Source organism: Mycobacterium sp. NGS68, assembly GCF_059812195.1.
This window is the reverse complement of record NZ_JCALCE010000028.1, coordinates 22,970-40,087: the sequence shown is the minus strand read 5'-3', so window position 1 is coordinate 40,087 and position 17,118 is coordinate 22,970. Positions and strand designations below refer to the sequence as shown.

General features: G+C 68.3%; 16 protein-coding genes. 5 read left to right on the top strand and 11 right to left on the bottom strand.

Going from position 1 to position 17,118, the window contains the following annotated elements:
* Window positions 1–34: 34 nt before the first annotated feature.
* A complete protein-coding gene (locus AC5Y5V_RS24170; protein ID WP_499940457.1) occupies window positions 35–1,465 on the top strand; it encodes a phytoene desaturase family protein in 1,431 nt (476 codons plus the stop codon).
* A complete protein-coding gene (gene wrbA, locus AC5Y5V_RS24165; RefSeq protein WP_499940455.1) occupies window positions 1,462–2,061 on the top strand; it encodes an NAD(P)H:quinone oxidoreductase in 600 nt (199 codons plus the stop codon). The genes AC5Y5V_RS24170 and wrbA overlap by 4 nt, the downstream gene beginning before the upstream one ends.
* A gap of 272 nt (window positions 2,062–2,333) precedes the next feature.
* Here the strand turns inward: wrbA and ilvC are convergent, their stop codons facing one another.
* From ilvC to AC5Y5V_RS24150, 3 genes are read right to left on the bottom strand one after another with little or no spacing between them, the layout of a single operon-like run.
* A complete protein-coding gene (gene ilvC / locus AC5Y5V_RS24160; protein ID WP_499940502.1) occupies window positions 2,334–3,335 on the bottom strand; it encodes a ketol-acid reductoisomerase in 1,002 nt (333 codons plus the stop codon).
* 46 nt (window positions 3,336–3,381) lie between these two features.
* Entirely contained in the window at window positions 3,382–3,894 is a 513-nt protein-coding gene (gene ilvN / locus AC5Y5V_RS24155) for an acetolactate synthase small subunit (RefSeq protein ID WP_499940454.1), read from the bottom strand.
* A complete protein-coding gene (locus AC5Y5V_RS24150; protein ID WP_499940453.1) occupies window positions 3,894–5,762 on the bottom strand; it encodes an acetolactate synthase large subunit in 1,869 nt (622 codons plus the stop codon). The genes ilvN and AC5Y5V_RS24150 overlap by 1 nt, the downstream gene beginning before the upstream one ends.
* Before the next feature lie 230 nt (window positions 5,763–5,992).
* Here AC5Y5V_RS24150 and AC5Y5V_RS24145 point away from each other — a divergent pair, with 230 nt between their 5' ends.
* Window positions 5,993–6,382: a PH domain-containing protein gene (locus AC5Y5V_RS24145; RefSeq protein ID WP_499940451.1), complete on the top strand. Its 390-nt coding sequence runs from the start codon at window positions 5,993–5,995 to the stop codon at window positions 6,380–6,382.
* 6 nt (window positions 6,383–6,388) lie between these two features.
* On the opposite strand, the gene AC5Y5V_RS24140 is transcribed toward AC5Y5V_RS24145, so the two are convergent.
* The 3 genes from AC5Y5V_RS24140 to AC5Y5V_RS24130 form a co-directional block, all read right to left on the bottom strand.
* Entirely contained in the window at window positions 6,389–7,882 is a 1,494-nt protein-coding gene (locus AC5Y5V_RS24140) for a neutral zinc metallopeptidase (protein WP_499940450.1), read from the bottom strand.
* On the bottom strand, window positions 7,879–8,487 hold the full coding sequence (locus AC5Y5V_RS24135) for a DUF4333 domain-containing protein (RefSeq protein ID WP_499940449.1): 609 nt from the start codon (window positions 8,485–8,487) through the stop codon (window positions 7,879–7,881). The genes AC5Y5V_RS24140 and AC5Y5V_RS24135 overlap by 4 nt, the downstream gene beginning before the upstream one ends.
* 116 nt (window positions 8,488–8,603) lie before the next feature.
* A complete protein-coding gene (locus AC5Y5V_RS24130; protein ID WP_499940448.1) occupies window positions 8,604–9,437 on the bottom strand; it encodes a DoxX family protein in 834 nt (277 codons plus the stop codon).
* Window positions 9,438–9,641: 204 nt separating this feature from the next.
* On the opposite strand from AC5Y5V_RS24130, the gene AC5Y5V_RS24125 reads away from it, so the two are divergent.
* Window positions 9,642–10,763, top strand: a complete 1,122-nt coding sequence (locus AC5Y5V_RS24125) for a PQQ-dependent sugar dehydrogenase (RefSeq protein WP_499940447.1) — start codon at window positions 9,642–9,644, stop codon at window positions 10,761–10,763.
* Here the strand turns inward: AC5Y5V_RS24125 and AC5Y5V_RS24120 are convergent, their stop codons facing one another.
* The 5 genes from AC5Y5V_RS24120 to gatC form a co-directional block, all read right to left on the bottom strand.
* Window positions 10,764–11,360: a flavin reductase family protein gene (locus AC5Y5V_RS24120; RefSeq protein WP_499940445.1), complete on the bottom strand. Its 597-nt coding sequence runs from the start codon at window positions 11,358–11,360 to the stop codon at window positions 10,764–10,766.
* A gap of 45 nt (window positions 11,361–11,405) precedes the next feature.
* Window positions 11,406–12,914 (bottom strand): Asp-tRNA(Asn)/Glu-tRNA(Gln) amidotransferase subunit GatB, encoded by a 1,509-nt coding sequence (gatB, locus tag AC5Y5V_RS24115; RefSeq protein ID WP_499940444.1) that lies wholly within the window; start codon window positions 12,912–12,914, stop codon window positions 11,406–11,408.
* Between the two features lie 286 nt (window positions 12,915–13,200).
* Window positions 13,201–14,232: an ATP-dependent 6-phosphofructokinase gene (locus AC5Y5V_RS24110; protein WP_499940442.1), complete on the bottom strand. Its 1,032-nt coding sequence runs from the start codon at window positions 14,230–14,232 to the stop codon at window positions 13,201–13,203.
* 99 nt (window positions 14,233–14,331) lie between these two features.
* Window positions 14,332–15,825, bottom strand: a complete 1,494-nt coding sequence (gene gatA / locus AC5Y5V_RS24105) for an Asp-tRNA(Asn)/Glu-tRNA(Gln) amidotransferase subunit GatA (protein ID WP_499940441.1) — start codon at window positions 15,823–15,825, stop codon at window positions 14,332–14,334.
* Window positions 15,822–16,121 (bottom strand): Asp-tRNA(Asn)/Glu-tRNA(Gln) amidotransferase subunit GatC, encoded by a 300-nt coding sequence (gatC, locus tag AC5Y5V_RS24100; protein WP_499940440.1) that lies wholly within the window; start codon window positions 16,119–16,121, stop codon window positions 15,822–15,824. The genes gatA and gatC overlap by 4 nt, the downstream gene beginning before the upstream one ends.
* Before the next feature lie 207 nt (window positions 16,122–16,328).
* On the opposite strand from gatC, the gene AC5Y5V_RS24095 reads away from it, so the two are divergent.
* On the top strand, window positions 16,329–16,985 hold the full coding sequence (locus AC5Y5V_RS24095; RefSeq protein WP_499940439.1) for an ACT domain-containing protein: 657 nt from the start codon (window positions 16,329–16,331) through the stop codon (window positions 16,983–16,985).
* Window positions 16,986–17,118 lie beyond the last annotated feature (133 nt).

The following is a 17,118-nucleotide window of genomic DNA, read 5'->3' as shown; positions in this document are numbered from 1 at the left end:
CGCCGCCATCGGACAAGTCGGGTGTAATCAGAGCGTGGACGTCACCATCGTCGGCAGCGGACCCAACGGGCTGTCCGCGGCCGTTATCTGTGCTCGCGCGGGATTGAAAGTCCAGGTCATCGAGGCGCAGCCCACGTTCGGCGGCGGCGCCCGCAGCCATGCCGACTTCGAATTTCCCGGAGTCTTGCACGACGTGTGCTCCGCGGTGCACCCGCTGGCGCTGGCGTCACCGTTCTTCGCGGAGTTCGACCTGCCCGCGCGGGGCGTCCAACTGGCGGTGCCCGAGATCTCCTACGCGAACCCGCTGGCGGGCCGCCCCGCGGCGATCGCCTATCGGGATCTGGACCGCACCTGCTCCGAATTGGGCGACGGCGCGTCCTGGCGGCGCTTCCTCGGTCCGCTGGTGCCGCGCGCCGACGACGTGGTTGATTTCCTGCTCGGTGACAAGCGCTCGGTTCCGGGTTCGGTGCTGACCCCGGCGCGGCTGGGCCTGCGGATGCTGGCCCAGGGCACCCCGGCGTGGGGGTCGCTGGGCGGCGACGACGCCCGCGCGCTGTTCACCGGCGTTGCGGCCCATGCGATTACGCCGTTGCCGTCGCTGGCGTCGGCCGGCGCCGGGCTGATGCTGGCCACCCTGGCCCATTCGGTCGGCTGGCCCATTCCGGTGGGTGGCACCCAGGCGATCTCCGACGCGCTGATCGCGGACCTGCGCGCGCACGGCGGCGAATTGATCGCCGGCACCGAGGTCACTTCCCCGCCAGCCGGTGTCGCCGTCTTCGACACCGCCCCGACCGCGCTGCTTTCGATATACCGCGAGTCGATCCCGTCGAACTACGCTAAAGCATTGCGCCGCTACACGTTTGGGTCAGGCGTCGCGAAGGTTGACTTCGTGCTCAGCGACGACATCCCGTGGTCGGACCCGCGGCTTTTGCGCGCGCCGACGCTGCATCTCGGCGGCAGCCGCGCGCAGATGGCGCGCGCGGAGGCGGACATCGCGGCCGGGCGGCACGCCGAGTGGCCGATGGTGCTGGCCTCCTCACCGCACGTCGCCGATCCCGGCCGCATCGACGACGCGGGCCGACGACCGTTCTGGACCTACGCCCACGTGCCGTCGGGTTCCACGCTGGACGCGACCGAGGCAGTCACCGGCGTCGTCGAGCGGTTCGCGCCCGGCTTCCGCGACGTCGTCGTCGCGGCCCGCGCCGTGCCCGCCGCGCGGATGAGCGACCACAACGCCAACTACGTCGGCGGCGACATCGGCGTGGGCGGGGCCTCGGTGCTGCGCGCGACCTTAGGACCGACACCGCGGTTAAACCCTTGGAGTACACCGATTCCCAAGGTGTACCTGTGTTCGGCCGCCACACCACCCGGCGCCGGGGTGCACGGGATGGCCGGGTATTACGCCGCCCGAACGGTGTTGCGTCGCGAGTTCGGCATCACCGAGATGCCTAGGCTGGCGTCATGACGAAACTCGCGATCATCTACTACTCCGCCACCGGCCACGGCACATCGATGGCCAAGCGCGTCGCCGCGGCGGCCAAGGCGGCCGGCGCCGAGGTCCGGGTGCGCCACGTCGCGGAGACGCGCGACCCGGCGTCGTTCGCGAAAAACCCCGCCTGGACGGCGAACTACGAAGCCACCAAGGAACTTCCGGTGGCCACCGGCGACGACATTGTCTGGGCCGACGCGGTGATCTTCGGCTCGCCCACCCGATTCGGCTCGGTGGCCGCGCAGTTGCGCGACTTTCTCGACGGGCTGGGCGGGCTGTGGTCGGAGGGCAAGCTGGCCGACAAGGTGTACGCGGCGTTCACGTCGAGCAACACGCTGCACGGCGGTCAGGAAACCACGCTGCTCACGCTGTATGTCACGTTGATGCATTTCGGCGGCATCATCGTGCCGCCGGGATACACGGATCCGCTGAAGTTCGTCGACGGCAATCCCTACGGCGCCAGCCTGGTGTCCACCCACGACAACATCGCCGAATTCGATGAGCCGACGGCCGACGCGTTGGACCACCTGGCCCGTCGCGTCGTCGAGGTCGCCGGCCGGCTCGCGAGCTAAGTCGTATCTGACAAACGGATTGTGTATGTTCCGCTGTCACCTGCTCCGCGGTCGGCAGGCATGTGCGAGTTTGCCCGTCTATATGGGATTTGAGACCAATGCAGGACCGCGGCAGTTGCGGCGAGGCCGTCTGTCAGACACGACCTAGCCCGACACTTAAACCACGCACACGACACGCCGTAAAGCAGCGCCATGGTTTAAGTTTCGACGAAAGCCGACGAAAGCCGACGAAAGCCGCCGCCACAGCCCCCCGCGAGCAGACGGCAGGGAAACTAGGCAGTCTCGGTGATCGGGCGGTCCACCCAGCTCATCAGGTCGCGCAGCTTCTTGCCGGTGACCTCGATGGGGTGCTCGGCGTTCTCCTTGCGCAGCTGCTCGAGCTGCTTGTTGCCGCCCTCGACGTTGGCGACCAGCTTCTTGGTGAAGGTGCCGTCCTGGATGTCGCGCAGGATGTCGCGCATCCGCTGCTTGGTGTCGGCGTCGATGACCCGCGGGCCGGACAGGTACCCGCCGAACTCCGCGGTGTCGGACACCGAGTAGTTCATCCGCGCGATGCCGCCCTCATACATCAGGTCGACGATCAGCTTCAGCTCGTGCAGGACCTCGAAGTACGCCATCTCCGGCGGGTAGCCGGCCTCGACCATGACGTCGAACCCGGTCTTCACCAATTCCTCTGTGCCACCGCACAGCACGGCCTGCTCACCGAAAAGGTCGGTCTCCGTCTCGTCCTTGAAGGTGGTCTTGATGACGCCGGCGCGGGCACCGCCGATGGCCTTGGCGTAGGACAATGCCAGCGCCTGCCCCTCCCCCTTGGGGTCCTGGTCGATCGCGATCAGACACGGAACGCCCTTGCCGTCGACGAACTGGCGGCGCACCAGGTGGCCGGGGCCCTTCGGCGCGACCATGCCGATGGTGACGTTGGCGGGCGGCTTGATCAGGCCGAAATGGATGTTGAGGCCGTGGCCGAAAAACAGCGCGTTGCCGTCTTCCAGGTTCGGCTCGATGTCGTTGGCAAAGATTTCGGCCTGCGCGGTGTCGGGCGCCAGCAGCATGATCACGTCGGCCCACTTGGCGACCTCGGCAGGGGTGTCGACGTCCAGGCCCTGCTCGGAGACCTTGGCCCGCGACTTCGACCCCTCCTTCAAGCCGACCTTCACCTCGACACCGGAGTCGCGCAGGCTCAGCGAGTGCGCATGCCCCTGGCTGCCGTATCCGATCACACCGACCTTGCGGCCCTGGATGATCGAGAGGTCGGCGTCGTCGTCGTAGAACATCTCTAATGACACGGTTGAATCTCTCCTCGTTGTTTCTTGCTGCTGCTTATTTGGGTGCGATGCCGCGGCCGCCGCGGGACACCGACACCATCCCGGACTGGGCGATCTCGCGAATGCCGAAAGGTTCCAGCACCCGCAGGAACGCCTCGAGCTTGCCGCGGTCACCGGTGGCCTCGATGGTGAGCGCCTCCACCGATACGTCGATCACCTTGGCGCGGAACAGATTCACCGCTTCGATCACCTGGCTGCGGGTCCCGGCGTCGGCGCGCACCTTGATCAGCGCCAGCTCGCGCGACACCGAGTTGTCGTCGTCCTGCTCGACGATCTTGATGACGTTGATCAGCTTGTTGAGCTGCTTGGTGATCTGCTCGAGCGGCGTCTCCTCGGCGGACACCACGATCGTCATCCGCGACATGTCCTTCTGCTCGGTGGCACCCACCGCCAACGACTCGATGTTGAATCCGCGCCGCGAGAACAGCGCCGCCACGCGCGCGAGGACACCGGGCTTGTCTTCGACCAGCACTGACAGGGTGTGGGTCTTTTGCGCACCAATGCTCATCAGGCGTGTCCCTCGGTGATGTCGTCGAACAGCGGCCGGATGCCGCGGGCGTGCTGGATCTCGTCGTTGCTGGTGCCGGCGGCCACCATCGGCCACACCTGCGCGTCGGCACCGACGATGAAGTCGATCACCACCGGGCGGTCGTTGATGGCGCGCGCCTGGTTGATCACGTCGACGACATCTTCCTCACGCTCGCAACGCAATCCGACGCAGCCCAGCGCCTCGGCCAGCTTGACGAAGTCCGGGATGCGGTGCGAGTGCGTGGCGAGGTCGGTCTGCGAATAGCGCTCCTGATAGAACAGGCTCTGCCACTGCCGCACCATGCCCAGGTTGCCGTTGTTGATCAACGCCACCTTGATGGGCGCGCCCTCGATGGCGCAGGTGGCCAACTCCTGGTTGGTCATCTGGAAGCAGCCGTCGCCGTCGATCGCCCAGACCTCGGTGTCGGGGCGCGCCAGCTTGGCGCCCATGGCCGCCGGGATGGCGAAGCCCATGGTGCCCAGACCGCCGGAATTCAGCCAGGTGCGCGGGTTTTCGTACTTGATGAACTGCGCGGCCCACATCTGGTGCTGACCGACACCGGCGACGTAGACGGCGTCCGGCCCGGCGATCTCGCCGAGCTTCTCGATCACGTACTCGGGGCTGAGGCTGCCGTCGCTCTGCGGGCCGTAACTCAGCGGGTAGGTGGACCGGACGCTCTCCAGGTAGGCCCACCACTCCGCCATGTCCGGCTTAGTGGGGCTGCCGGTTTCGGCGTAGTGGCGCAGCATCGCGATCAGGTCGACGATCACGTTGCGGACGTCGCCGACGATCGGCACGTCGGCGTGCCGGTTCTTGCCGATCTCCGCCGGGTCGATGTCGGCGTGGATGACCTTGGCCTCCGGCGCGAACGATTCGAGCTTGCCGGTCACCCGGTCGTCGAAGCGGGTGCCCAGCGCGATCAGCAGGTCGCTGCGTTGCAGCGCCGCCACCGCGGCCACCGTGCCGTGCATGCCCGGCATGCCCAGGTTCTGCGGATGGCTGTCCGGGAAGGCGCCGCGCGCCATCAGCGTGGTGACCACCGGGATGCCGGTCAGCTCGGCCAGCTCGGCCAGCTGCTCGGTCGCCTCGCCGCGGATGACGCCGCCACCGACGTAGAGCACCGGCTTGTGGGCGGCCGCGATCAGCTTGGCGGCCTCGCGCACCTGCCGGCTGTGCGGCTTGGTGTTCGGCTTGTAGCCGGGCAGGTCCATCCGCGGCGGCCAGGTGAACGTGCACTGCCCCTGCAGCACGTCTTTGGGGATGTCGACGAGAACAGCGCCGGGACGTCCGCTCGCCGCGATGTGGAACGCCTCGGCCATGACCCGGGGGATCTCGTCGCCGGTGCGGACCAGGAAGTTGTGCTTGGTGATCGGCATCGTGATGCCGGAGATGTCGGCCTCCTGGAAGGCGTCGGTCCCGATCAGCCCGCGACCGACCTGGCCGGTGATGGCGACCACCGGCACGGAGTCCATCTGCGCGTCGGCGAGCGGTGTCACCAGGTTGGTGGCGCCGGGCCCCGAGGTTGCCATGCACACGCCGACCCGACCGGTGACGTGCGCGTAGCCGCTGGCGGCGTGTCCGGCGCCCTGCTCGTGCCGGACCAGCACATGGCGCAGCTTCTGCGAGTCGAACAGCGGGTCATACACGGGCAGCACCGCGCCACCCGGGATCCCGAAGATGACGTCGACGTCGAGTTCCTCCAGCGACCGGATTACCGCCTGCGCGCCGGTGAGTTGTTCGGGCCCAACGCGTTTCGGCGCAGCCACGCCTTTTTGGGCTGATTTCGCAGCGCTTGGCGCGCCATTGGCCCCGTGCGACTGGGCGGCTGGCTTGGTGGGTGCGCTCACTTGTCTGTTCGTCCTTTTTATTCTTCGGGTCTCATGGCAACAAAAAACCCCCGTCAGCTTTGGTGCTGCACGAGGGTCGCGTTGGTGCTCGATCGAGCTAGTCAGGCACCAACGCGCCGACTAATTACTACGAGCAGTCCGGTCTCCATAGCGTCCGACGGTAGCCTTCGCACTGCTCAGCCGTCAAATCCGGTGCCGCGCGCGAGATGCCGCAGTGCGATGATGCCAGCGTGGTTACCGAATCTCGGGTGGTGCTGCGGGTCTCGCCGATCGCGCACATCGCCGTCGCGTTCTTCACCCTCGGGCTGCTCATCCCGGTGCTGGCGTGGTCGCCGAGCGCGCCGCTGCTGATCATTCCGGTGCTGTTGTCGACGCTGATCGTGCGCCTGCGCACGGTCGCCGACGAACAGGGCGTGACCGTGCGCAACGTGCTGGGCAGCCGGAGGGTGAGCTGGGACGACATCGAAGGGTTGCGCTTCCATCGGGGTTCCTGGGCTCGGGCGCGGCTGAAGAACGGCCCCGATGGCGGCAAAGAGCTGCGGCTGCCCGCGGTGACGTTCGCGACCCTGCCGCAGCTCACCGAGATCAGCGCGGGACGGGTGCCCAACCCCTACGACTGACGGCCGTCACGAGACCCGCTGAAAACATTCGTCGCTCTTCTCCATGACGCCGGCCCGGAAGGCGAGCGCGCGGGTGAAGCCGGCGGGCATGTTCGCGCCGTTGACGTCGCTGGAGGCCACGCCGTTGACCAGCAGTCCGGTCAGCGCCTTGTCGAGGTCGCCACCGGTGAGCACGAGTTGCTTGCCCGACGGGATGCTGACGGGGTCGGCCATGCCGCGCTGACCGGCCCCGGTCAGGCACGCTGTCAGCACGCCCGTCGTCGGCGCGGTCAGTGACAGCCCGCGCTCCTTCTGGATCGCCAACACATACCTCGACGTGACGATGGACATCGCGGTGTTGTCGCCCTGCAGCATCTGCGGGTCGGTCATGCCCTTTCGGCCACCGGGTTTGCCGAGCTCTTGCAGGGTGGGCAGGTCGGCGATCACGGTGTTGGTCGACGGGCAGTACGAAGCGCCCCTGGTGGCCTTGGCGTCCGGGCACGAGGTGTTGTCGAACGACAGTTTGGGCGGCGACTTCGGGGAGAAGATCACGCCGAGGATGTCGACCAGCGTGGTGATGTTCTCGTTGTTGATCGGCACCTCGCCCGCGTCCGACCCGCCCGACGAATCTTCCTGCAGGGCCAGCGGCTCACCGGCCCGCCGCTGCTTGATTTCGTTCATGTCGATCTTGGCGCACGTCCCCGATCCGCTGACGAAGCCCATTTGGAACGCGCTGACGCGGTCCAGGCCGGTGCCATGGGCCGAGTTTTCCGCCTCTTGCAGCTCTTCCTCGGTCATGATCGGGTCGGAGATCTTGAGCATCCCGGCGATCACGTGGCTCAGGCCGTCCCCGGTGTTCAGCGTGAAGCGCGAAGAGTGCCCCTCGGCGACCCACTTGAGATAGACGCCGGCAAAACAGTCCGCTTGCTGCTCCATGACCAGGGTCGGCGTCGTCTTGGGGTTGACGAGTCCCCCGTTGAACTGCAACGAATGCCCGAACTCGTGGGCCAGAATCCCCACCACGGCCATGTCCCCGAAATACTTCTGCGCGGAGGCAAACAGCTGTCCCCGGTCCCAGTCGACGAGGTTGCAGCCGAAGAAGTACGCGGCGTTGATCACCCGGTAGGTCTTGGTGCGGCACACGTTCGGGCTCTGCGGATCGGTCGAGTCGTAGGACACGAAGGTGCTGACGGCCTTGAATGGCTTCTTGGTTGCCTCGGGCCAATTCTGCTTCCAGAATTCCTCGATGTCGTTCATCGCCAGCAGCGACAATTTGTCGATCGGGCCGTTGTTGGTGTTTTCGATCTTGCCGTTTGGCTGCGGCGCGTTGGGCCGGGGACCGCTGGGGCCGTCGGTCACGGGCAGCCCGCCCGCGTCGGCCGGGTCGAACAGCACCGACACCGCCCGACCGGGCACCACGCTCGTCGTTCCGCCGCCACCGCTGCTGCAGCCGGCCAGCGTCGTGAGCGTCAGCGCGGCGCAGGCGGCAACGACGAGCGCCTTGAGGGCGCGCGGCTTCACTTGCCACCGCTCAGTTGAGGCATGCCGACGACGTAGGTCCCGTTGTCGTCCCGGAAGGTCACCGTCAACTGGTGTTGCTTGCCCCGGACGGAGACGTCGCAGGTGAAGCTGCCACCCTTGCTGACCGTCGGGTCCTGACCCTTGTTGCATTTGACGTTCTTGATGTCGTCGGCGCTGTAGCCGGTGACCCGGTCCACCAGGATCTGCTGGACCTGGGTCTGGATGCCGGCGACGGCGACCTTCTTGGTGTCGTGCTTGATGGCTCCTGACATCAGCAGCACCGCGGCGGCCACCGCGAGCACCGCGACACCCAGCGCCACCCCGATCAGCAGCGGCTTGCGATTCGAGCCCTTCGACTTTGCCGGAGCCGGCTGCGGCGTCGACGGAGTCGGACTCGGCTGGGCCCACTGCGTCTGCGGCTGCCGATACTGATCCGCGCCGTAGGACGGCGCTGGGCGCTGCGGCGGCGGCTGCGATGGCCGGTAGACCGGCAGCTCATACCACGGTGTGCCGCCCTGCCTGGGAGTTTCGGCCGGCCGCGTCGGGTCCGGCCCATTCGGCCACTGCCCGCGTGGAGGCTGATTGAAGTCGCGGGGATTGCTCACAGTATGCCCCCTGGTCGAACAACGCCGACGGCGCCGATTGGACGCCTCTCAGGCTAGGTTATTCGGCCTGGTAGTGGCGACAAATATGGCAAAAGTCGCCCGCGCCCGAGCGAACGTCAGCTGACCGGATTCACACCGTTGAGCAGCATCCACACGGCCACCCCGCCCGCGATGCCGCACACCAGCGCCACGAACGACCCGATGAAGGGCCGGTGAGCCCAGCCCCTGCCGGCGTCCAGACCGTACCGGCCGGGCCCGCACAGGATCACGGCGACGGCGACGACGATCAGGGTGATCTGGTATTCGTGCCCGTCGGGCAGGAAGAACGCGTAATTGTGCGAATGCGGCTTGATGGAGCTGCTGGCGAGCAGGCCGTTGATCAGGAATGCCAGCGCTCCCGCGGCGGCCACCGGGGTGAACAGGCCGAGCACCAGCAGCACGCCCGAGACGATCTCGCCGCCGGCGCTGACGTAGGCCAGGACGTCGGCGTGCTGGTAGCCGGCGTCGGTCAGGGAGTTCTTGAACCCGGTCATGCCGTGGCCGCCCCACCAGCCGAACAGCTTCTGCAGCCCGTGCGCGCCCAGCACCACGCCGAGGCCGATGCGTAGCACCAGCAAACCCAGGTGCTGGGTGCCGCGGCGGCCGACCGCGTCGCGGTCTTCGTCGAGGTCGGGTTCGGTGGCGACGGGCTGGGCCTGCGGGACCACCGGCTGCGGCGGGTTGAAGGCGTACGGCAGCGGCTCCTGGGAGTCCATCAGGTTGTGCACCGAGCCGGCGGCCGTGCTGTTGTACGTCGGGATATCGGTCGTGGTGCCGAACTCACCCGGGTAACCGACCGGCGTCAGGTCGTCCTCCGGGTCGATCAGGCTTGCCGTGGCGGGTCGTCCCGGGATTGGTTCCGGGCTGGCACCCGGCCGCCGCCAACTCGAGTCATGCGATTGAGTGGTCACCCGTGCCAGGGTAAGGGCAATTTCGCCTGAATCTGGGATTTGAGCGGCGCTTTCGCCCGACAAATCCGCAGTTCGCCCGACGGACGCGGATCGCGGGGCCGCGGGGGCCGCCACACGGGTGCGAGACGGGTGCGAGACGGGTGCGAGACGGGTGCGAGACGGGTATGTGGCGGCTCCGTCGGCAATGTCCGTAGCCTGTCGGTCATGCGGTTACGGCGGTCGGTTCGGTGCGGACTCGCCGCGCTGTGTGCAGCAGCGCTGGTCCTGAGTGGTTGCGCACGGTTCAACAACGCCCAGTCGCAGCCGTTCACCACCAATCCGGTGCTTAAGCCCCAGCCCAGCTCGACGCCTCCGGTACCGCCGCCGCTGCCCGGCACGCCGTTCCCGAAGGCATGTCCGGCGCCGGGGGTCATGCAGGGCTGCCTGGAGAGCACCAGCGGCCTGATCATGGGGGTCGACAGCAAGACCGCGCTGGTCGCCGAGCGGACCACGGGTGCGATCAAGGAGATCGCCGTCAACGCCGAGCCGAAGGTGAAGATGGTCATCCCGGTCGACCCGTCCGGGGACGGCGGTCTGATGGACATCGTGCTGTCGCCCACCTACAAGCAGGACCGACTGATGTACGCCTACATCAGCACGCCCACCGACAACCGGGTGATCCGGATCGCCGACGGCGACATCCCGAAGGACATCCTGACCGGAATTCCCAAGGGCGCCACCGGCAACACGGGTGCGTTGATCTTCACCAGCCCCACCACGCTGGTGGTGCTGACCGGCGACGCGGGCAACCCGGCGCAGGCCGGCGATCCCAAGTCGCTGGCCGGCAAGGTGCTGCGCATCGAGCAGCCGACGACGGTCGGGCAGGCCCCGCCGACGACGGCGCTGTCCGGCGTGGGCGCCGGCGGCGGCCTGTGCACCGACCCCGTTGACGGCACGCTGTATGTCGTCGACCGGACCCCCACCGCGGACCGCTTGCAGCGCATCACCAAGAAGTCGGAGGTCTCCACGGTGTGGACCTGGCCGGACAAGCCGGGCGTGGCCGGTTGCGCGGCGATGGACGGCGTGGTGCTGGTAAACCTGGTCAACACCAAGCTGACCGTGGCGGTCCGCCTCGCGAAGGGGACGGGCGCGGTCACCGGCGACCCGGACGTCGTCCGCAAAGAGACACACGGTCACGCGTGGGCGTTGAAGATGTCGCCGGACGGCAACGTCTGGGGTGCGACGGTCAACAAGACCGCCGGTGACGCCGAGAAGCTGGACGACGTGGTGTTCCCGCTGTTCCCGTCGGGCGGCGGGTTCCCGCGCAGCAACGACGACAAGACCTGATCAGAAACGGTCGAGTGTGAACCTGGGCACACCGTAGCGGCGCGGCGTGTCGGCCGGTTGGCGGTCGAACAACCGCTGCGGATCCCGGTGGCCGCCGTCGTCGTCAACGTCATCGTCGTCGTCGCCGTCGCCGTCGAGGTCGGACAGGTAGAGCAGGTCCTCGGGGGTTTCGGGGGCCCAGACGCCGGCGGGTTCCAGCAGGTAGCCCAGGTGGTCGCCGAAGTCGGCCCGATCCAGCGTCCGGCCGACGAACCAGGCGGCCGCCTCGTCGAGAATCGGCATGCCCTGCGGGCCGGCGCGCCATGAGCAACGCGCGAATCTGTTGGCCTCGTCCTGGCTCTCGAAGAGGTCGGCCAGCCGGCGTTGGCGCTGCGAGAGCACGTGCACCGCGAGATAGTCGGTCCGGCTCGCCACGGCGGCGACCTGGTAGGACCTGGCGATCGAGACCATGAACCTCGGGGGCCGCACGCTCACCTGGGTCGCGAAGCTGACCACACACCCCGACGGCTGCCCGTCGGCCTGGGTGGTCACCACGAACACAGGTGAGTCCAGGATCGACATCAGCTCTTCGAACGCTTCGTTGCTCACATCACCCATGATGGATCGGCCCGCCGCCGTCTGACGGTCGTTCGGTGCGATTGGTCAGCTCTGGCCGCAAGCGGCCAGCACGAGCTCGCGGACCCGCGCCGCATCGGCCTGCCCGCGGGTGGCCTTCATCACCGCGCCGACGATCGCGCCCGCCGCGGCCACCTTGCCCCCGCGAATCTTTTCCGCCACATCGGGATTGGCGGCCAGGGCAGCGTCGACGGCGGCCTGGGTCACCGAGTCGTCGCGCACCAGTTCGAGGCCGCGGGCGGCCATCACCTGCTCGGGCTCGCCCTCCCCGGCCAGCACGCCCTCCACGACCTGGCGGGCAAGCTTGTTGGACAGCTTGCCGTCGTCGACCAGGGCCACCACGGCGGCGACCTGGGCGGGGGTGATGGCCAGTTCGTCCAGGGCGACGCCGGCCTCGTTGGCCTTCTGCACCAGGAAGTTTCCCCACCAGGCCCGGGCCGATTCGCTGGACGCCCCGTGCGTGACGGTCTCGGCGACCAGTTCGATGGCGCCGGCGTTTACGAGGTCGCGCATCACCTCGTCCGAGATGCCCCACTCCTGCTGGATCCGCTTGCGGCTCAACCACGGTAGCTCGGGGATGGTTTCGCGCAGTCGCTCGACGAGCTCACGGCTGGGCGCGACCGGCTCCAGATCCGGCTCGGGGAAGTAGCGGTAGTCCTGCGCGGTCTCCTTGGCGCGGCCGGGACTGGTGTAGCCGGCCTCGTGGAAGTGCCGGGTCTCCTGGATGATCTGGCCACCCGAGGTTAGGACGGCGGCCTGGCGCTGCATCTCGTAACGCACCGCGACCTCAACGCTTTTCAGCGAGTTGACGTTCTTGGTCTCAGTCCGGGTGCCGAATTCGGTTGCGCCGCTGGGCTTCAGCGACACGTTGGCGTCACACCGCATCGACCCCTGGTCCATGCGGACGTCGGATACGTCCAGCCCGCGCAACAGGTCTCGCAGCGCGGTCACGTACGCGCGCGCGATCTGCGGAGCCCGTTCGCCGGCTCCCTCGATGGGCTTGGTGACGATCTCGATCAGCGGAACGCCGGCCCGGTTGTAGTCGATCAGCGAATTCGTCGCGCCGTGGATGCGGCCCGTTTCGCTGCCGATGTGGGTGAGCTTGCCGGTGTCCTCCTCCATGTGTGCGCGCTCGATGTCCACCCGCCAGGTGGTGCCGTCGTCCAGCGGCGCGTCGAGGTAGCCGTTGATGGCGATCGGCTCGTCGTACTGCGAGATCTGGTAGTTCTTCGGCATGTCGGGGTAGAAGTAGTTCTTCCGCGCAAAGCGGCACCAGGGCACGATGTCGCAGTTCAGCGCCAGCCCGATGCGGATCGCCGACTCGACCGCGACGCGGTTGAGCACCGGCAGCGAACCCGGCAGGCCCAGACAGACCGGGCACACCTGCGTGTTGGGCTCGGCGCCGAATGCGGTGGAGCAGCCGCAGAACATCTTGGTGACGGTGTTCAATTCGACGTGCACTTCGAGCCCGAGCACTGGGTCGAAGCGCGCGATGACCTCGTCGTATTCCAGTAGGTCCGCGTGGGTGGCCGTCATGTTCGTCGATCCTAGTGGGCGGCCGGCCGTGGGCTTGCGCCGCTTGCGGGGCCCGACGGCGCTGCCTCGACGGCGTTCACTCTGCGTCCACTGCGAACTATTACGAGTAGGCAGCGCACTCACCGCAGAATCAACGCCAGGCGCAGCGCCCGACGGCGCCCGACGGCGTTCACTCTGCGTCCACTGCGAACTATTACGAGTAAGCGGCGCACTCACCGCAGAATCAACGCGAAGCGCCAGGCGCGGCGCGCCAAACGCGAAACGCCAAGCGCGAAGCGCGTCGGTGCTAACCGAAGAAGGCGGCGGCGTCGTCGTAGCGGGTCTGGGGCACCAGTTTGAGCTGACGCACCGCGTCGGCCAGCGGCACCCGGCCGATGTCCTGCCCGCGCAGCGACACCATCTGGCCGTACTCGCCGGCATGCGCGGCGTCGGCAGCGTTGACGCCGAACCGGGTGGCCAGCACGCGGTCATACGCCGTCGGCGAACCCCCACGCTGAACATGGCCCAGCACCGTCACGCGGACGTCCTTATTGATCCGCTTCTCCACCTCGCTGCCCAGCTGGGCGGCGACGCCGGTGAATTTTTCGTGGCCGAACTCGTCAATCCCGCCTTCCCGCAGGGCGATCGACCCCTCGACGGGCTTGGCGCCCTCGGCCACCACGCAGATGAAGTGCGAGTCTCCGCGCTGGAAACGACGTTTAACCAGCCGGCACACCTCCTCGACGTCGAAGGGCTGCTCGGGGATCAGCGTCATGTGGGCGCCGGACGCCAGGCCCGCGTTCAGTGCGATCCAGCCGGCGTGGCGGCCCATCACCTCCACCAGCATCACCCGCTGGTGGGATTCGGCGGTGCTGTGCAGCCTGTCGATGGCGTCGGTGGCCACCGTCAGCGCGGTGTCGTGGCCGAAAGTCACGTCGGTGCAGTCGATGTCGTTGTCGATGGTCTTCGGGACGCCGACGACGGGCACGTTCTCCTCCGACAGCCAGTGCGCCGCGGTCAGCGTGCCCTCGCCGCCGATCGGGATGAGCACGTCGATGCCGTTGTCATCCAGGGTCTGCTTCACCTGGTCCAGCCCGGCGCGCAGCTTGTCGGGATGCACGCGGGCGGTACCGAGCATGGTGCCGCCCTTGGCCAGCAGCCGGTCGTTGCGGTCGTCGTTCTTCAGCTGCATCCGCCGGTTTTCCAGCAGACCGCGCCACCCGTCCTGAAATCCGACCACCGACGAGCCGTACCGGGAGTCGCAGGTACGCACCACCGCTCGGATGACGGCATTGAGGCCGGGACAGTCGCCGCCTCCGGTGAGAATTCCGATCCGCATGACCTCAATCTTGCCCTGAGCCCACCTAGATGGCGCGAGCAGACGCAAAATCCCCCCAAACGGCCCGTTTTGGGGTGCTTTTGCGTCTGCTCGCGGAAGCTAAATCGCGGTAGGCAGCGGGCCGCGGGCGGCCTCGTACGCCGCGCCGACCCGGTACAGCCGGTCGTCGGCCAGAGCGGGGGCCATGATCTGCAGCCCCACCGGCAGCTGGTCGTCGGGTGACAGACCCGACGGCACCGACATGCCGCAGTGACCGGCCAGATTCAGCGGCAGCGTGCACAGGTCGAACAGGTACATCGCCAGCGGATCGTCGACCTTCTCCCCCAGCGCGAACGCGGTCGTCGGCGTCGCGGGCGACACCAGGACGTCGACGCTCCGGTAGGCCTCGTCCAGGTCGCGCGCGATCAGCGTGCGCACCTTCTGCGCCTGGTTGTAGTAGGCGTCGTAGTAGCCCGCCGAGAGCGCGTAGGCGCCAATCATGATGCGCCGCTTGACTTCCGGCCCGAAACCGGCGGCCCGGGTCAGCGCCATCACCTCCTCGGCGCTGTGCGTGCCGTCGTCACCGACGCGCAGCCCGTAGCGCATCGCGTCGAACCGGGCCAGGTTGCTGGACACCTCCGACGGCAGGATCAGGTAGTAGGCGGGCAGGGCGTAGTCGAAGTGCGGGCAGTCGACCTCGCTCACCTGCGCACCCAGGGCCGTGAGCTGCTCGACGGCCGCCTCGAACGACGCCAGCACCCCCGGTTGATAGCCCTCGCCGCGGTGCAGCTGGCGCACCACCCCGACGCGCACGCCTTTCAGGTCACCGGCCGCCCCGGCCCTGGCGGCGGCGACGACGTCGGGCACCTCGGCGTCGATGGACGTGGAGTCCCGTGGGTCGTGACCGGCGATCACCTGGTGCAGCAGCGCGGTGTCCAGCACCGTGCGTGCGCACGGGCCGCCCTGGTCCAGCGACGACGCGCAGGCCACCAGCCCGTAGCGCGACACCGTGCCGTAGGTGGGCTTGACGCCGACCGTCGCGGTCAGGGCCGCCGGCTGACGGATCGAGCCGCCCGTGTCCGACCCGATGGCCAGCGGCGCCTGGAACGCGGCCAACGCCGCCGCGCTGCCCCCGCCCGAGCCGCCGGGCACCCGGTCGACATTCCACGGGTTGCGGGTGGGGCCGTAGGCCGAGTTCTCGGTCGAGCTGCCCATCGCGAACTCGTCCATGTTGGTCTTGCCCAGGATCGGGATGCCGGCCTTGCGCAGCCGCGCGGTCAACGTCGCGTCATACGGCGACCGCCAGCCCTGCAGGATCTTGGAGCCGCAGGTCGTCGGCATGTCGAGCGTGGTGAACACGTCCTTGAGCGCCAGCGGCACCCCGGCCAGCGCCGACGGTGTCTCCCCCGCGGCCAGCGCCTTGTCGACGGCAGCCGCGGCGGCCAGCGCCTCGTCGGCGGCCACATGCAAGAAGGCGTGGTAGCGGTCGTCGGTGGCTGCGATCTGGTCCAGGCAGGCCTGGGTGACCTCGACCGACGACAGCTCCCCGGCGGCGATCTGCGCGGCCAGCGTCGCCGCGGACAGGCGGATGACCTCGTCGGGAGGAGCAGTCACTGGCTCTCCCCGAGGATCTGGGGGACGACGAAGCGGCCCTCGGCGGCTTCGGGTGCCTGCGACAACGCCTCGGCCTGCGTCAGGCACGGCGCCGCCTCGTCCGGACGGGTGACGTTGACGTCCTTCAGGGGGTTGTCGGTGGCCTCGACGCCGGTGACGTCGACGGCCTGGATCTGGCTGACGTGGGTAAGGATGGCGTCGAGTTGGCCGGCGAAGCTGTCCAACTCGGCATCGGTCAGCGCCAGCCGGGCCAGCCTGGCCAGGTGCGCTACCTCGTCACGGGAGATCTGGGACACGAGCGAAAAGCCTAGCCCGGCGCCTCGGCGGGCAGGGTCGGCGGGCGTGCAGACCCGCCGAGCGTGCGGCTGGCGTCACATTCGGCGACGAGTGTGCGGCCAGCGCCACGCTCGGCGCCGACGGCGGCGGACCGCGCCGGCCCGCACAGCCGGACGGCGGCCAGGCGCGAAATGCCGTCGCAACCTCGCTGTGCAACAGTGTTGGCCGTGCCTTCCTATCTGTTGCGCATCGAGCTGGTCGACCGCCCAGGCAGCCTGGGTTCGCTGGCCGTGGCGCTCGGCTCGGTGGGCGGCGACATCCTCTCGCTGGACGTGGTGGAGCGCAGCGGGGGCTATGCGATCGACGACCTCGTCATCGAAATCCCCCCGGGCGCGATGCCCGACGCATTGCTGACCGCCGCCGAGTCGCTGCCGGGCGTCCGGGTGGACAGCGTGCGTCCGCACACCGGCCTGCTCGACGCCCACCGCGAGCTGGAATTGCTCGACCACGTCGCCGCGGCCCGCGACAACGAGTCCAAGCTGCAGGTTCTGGTCGACGAGGCGCCGCGGGTGCTGCGGGTGGCGTGGTGCACGGTGCTGCGCGCCGCCGGGGCCGGGCTGCAGCGCCTGGCGGGCAGCCCGGGCGCGCCCGAGACGCGGGCCGACTCGGCGCCGTGGCTGCCGATCGAGCAGGCCGTGCCGCTGGACGGGGGCGCCGACTGGGTGCCGCAGGCCTGGCGCGACATGAACACCACCATGGTCGCGGCGCCGCTGGGCGACTCGCAGACGGCGGTGGTGCTGGGCCGGCCGGGCCCCGAATTCCGCCCGTCGGAGGTGGCTCGGTTGGGCTACCTGGCCGGAATCATGGCGACCATGCTGCGCTAATCGCGCACCGCAATTGACGCGCCCAGAAATGACCGTCTGACCAGAATTCGTCGCCTATATTGAGGGTTCACCGGACGGGCCGGTCGCGACCTGATCGACACTTAATATTCCAGAGCAAAATGTCATTCCAGAG

Bases quoted from the DNA above. Each gene is read 5' to 3' on its own strand.
- wrbA (WP_499940455.1), top strand. From the start codon at position 1,462: ATGACGAAACTCGCGATCATCTACTACTCCGCCACCGGCCACGGCACA.
- ilvC (WP_499940502.1), bottom strand. From the start codon at position 3,335: ATGTTCTACGACGACGACGCCGACCTCTCGATCATCCAGGGCCGCAAG.
- ilvN (WP_499940454.1), bottom strand. From the start codon at position 3,894: ATGAGCATTGGTGCGCAAAAGACCCACACCCTGTCAGTGCTGGTCGAA.
- AC5Y5V_RS24125 (WP_499940447.1), top strand. From the start codon at position 9,642: ATGCGGTTACGGCGGTCGGTTCGGTGCGGACTCGCCGCGCTGTGTGCA.
- AC5Y5V_RS24120 (WP_499940445.1), bottom strand. From the start codon at position 11,360: ATGGGTGATGTGAGCAACGAAGCGTTCGAAGAGCTGATGTCGATCCTG.
- gatB (WP_499940444.1), bottom strand. From the start codon at position 12,914: ATGACGGCCACCCACGCGGACCTACTGGAATACGACGAGGTCATCGCG.
- AC5Y5V_RS24110 (WP_499940442.1), bottom strand. From the start codon at position 14,232: ATGCGGATCGGAATTCTCACCGGAGGCGGCGACTGTCCCGGCCTCAAT.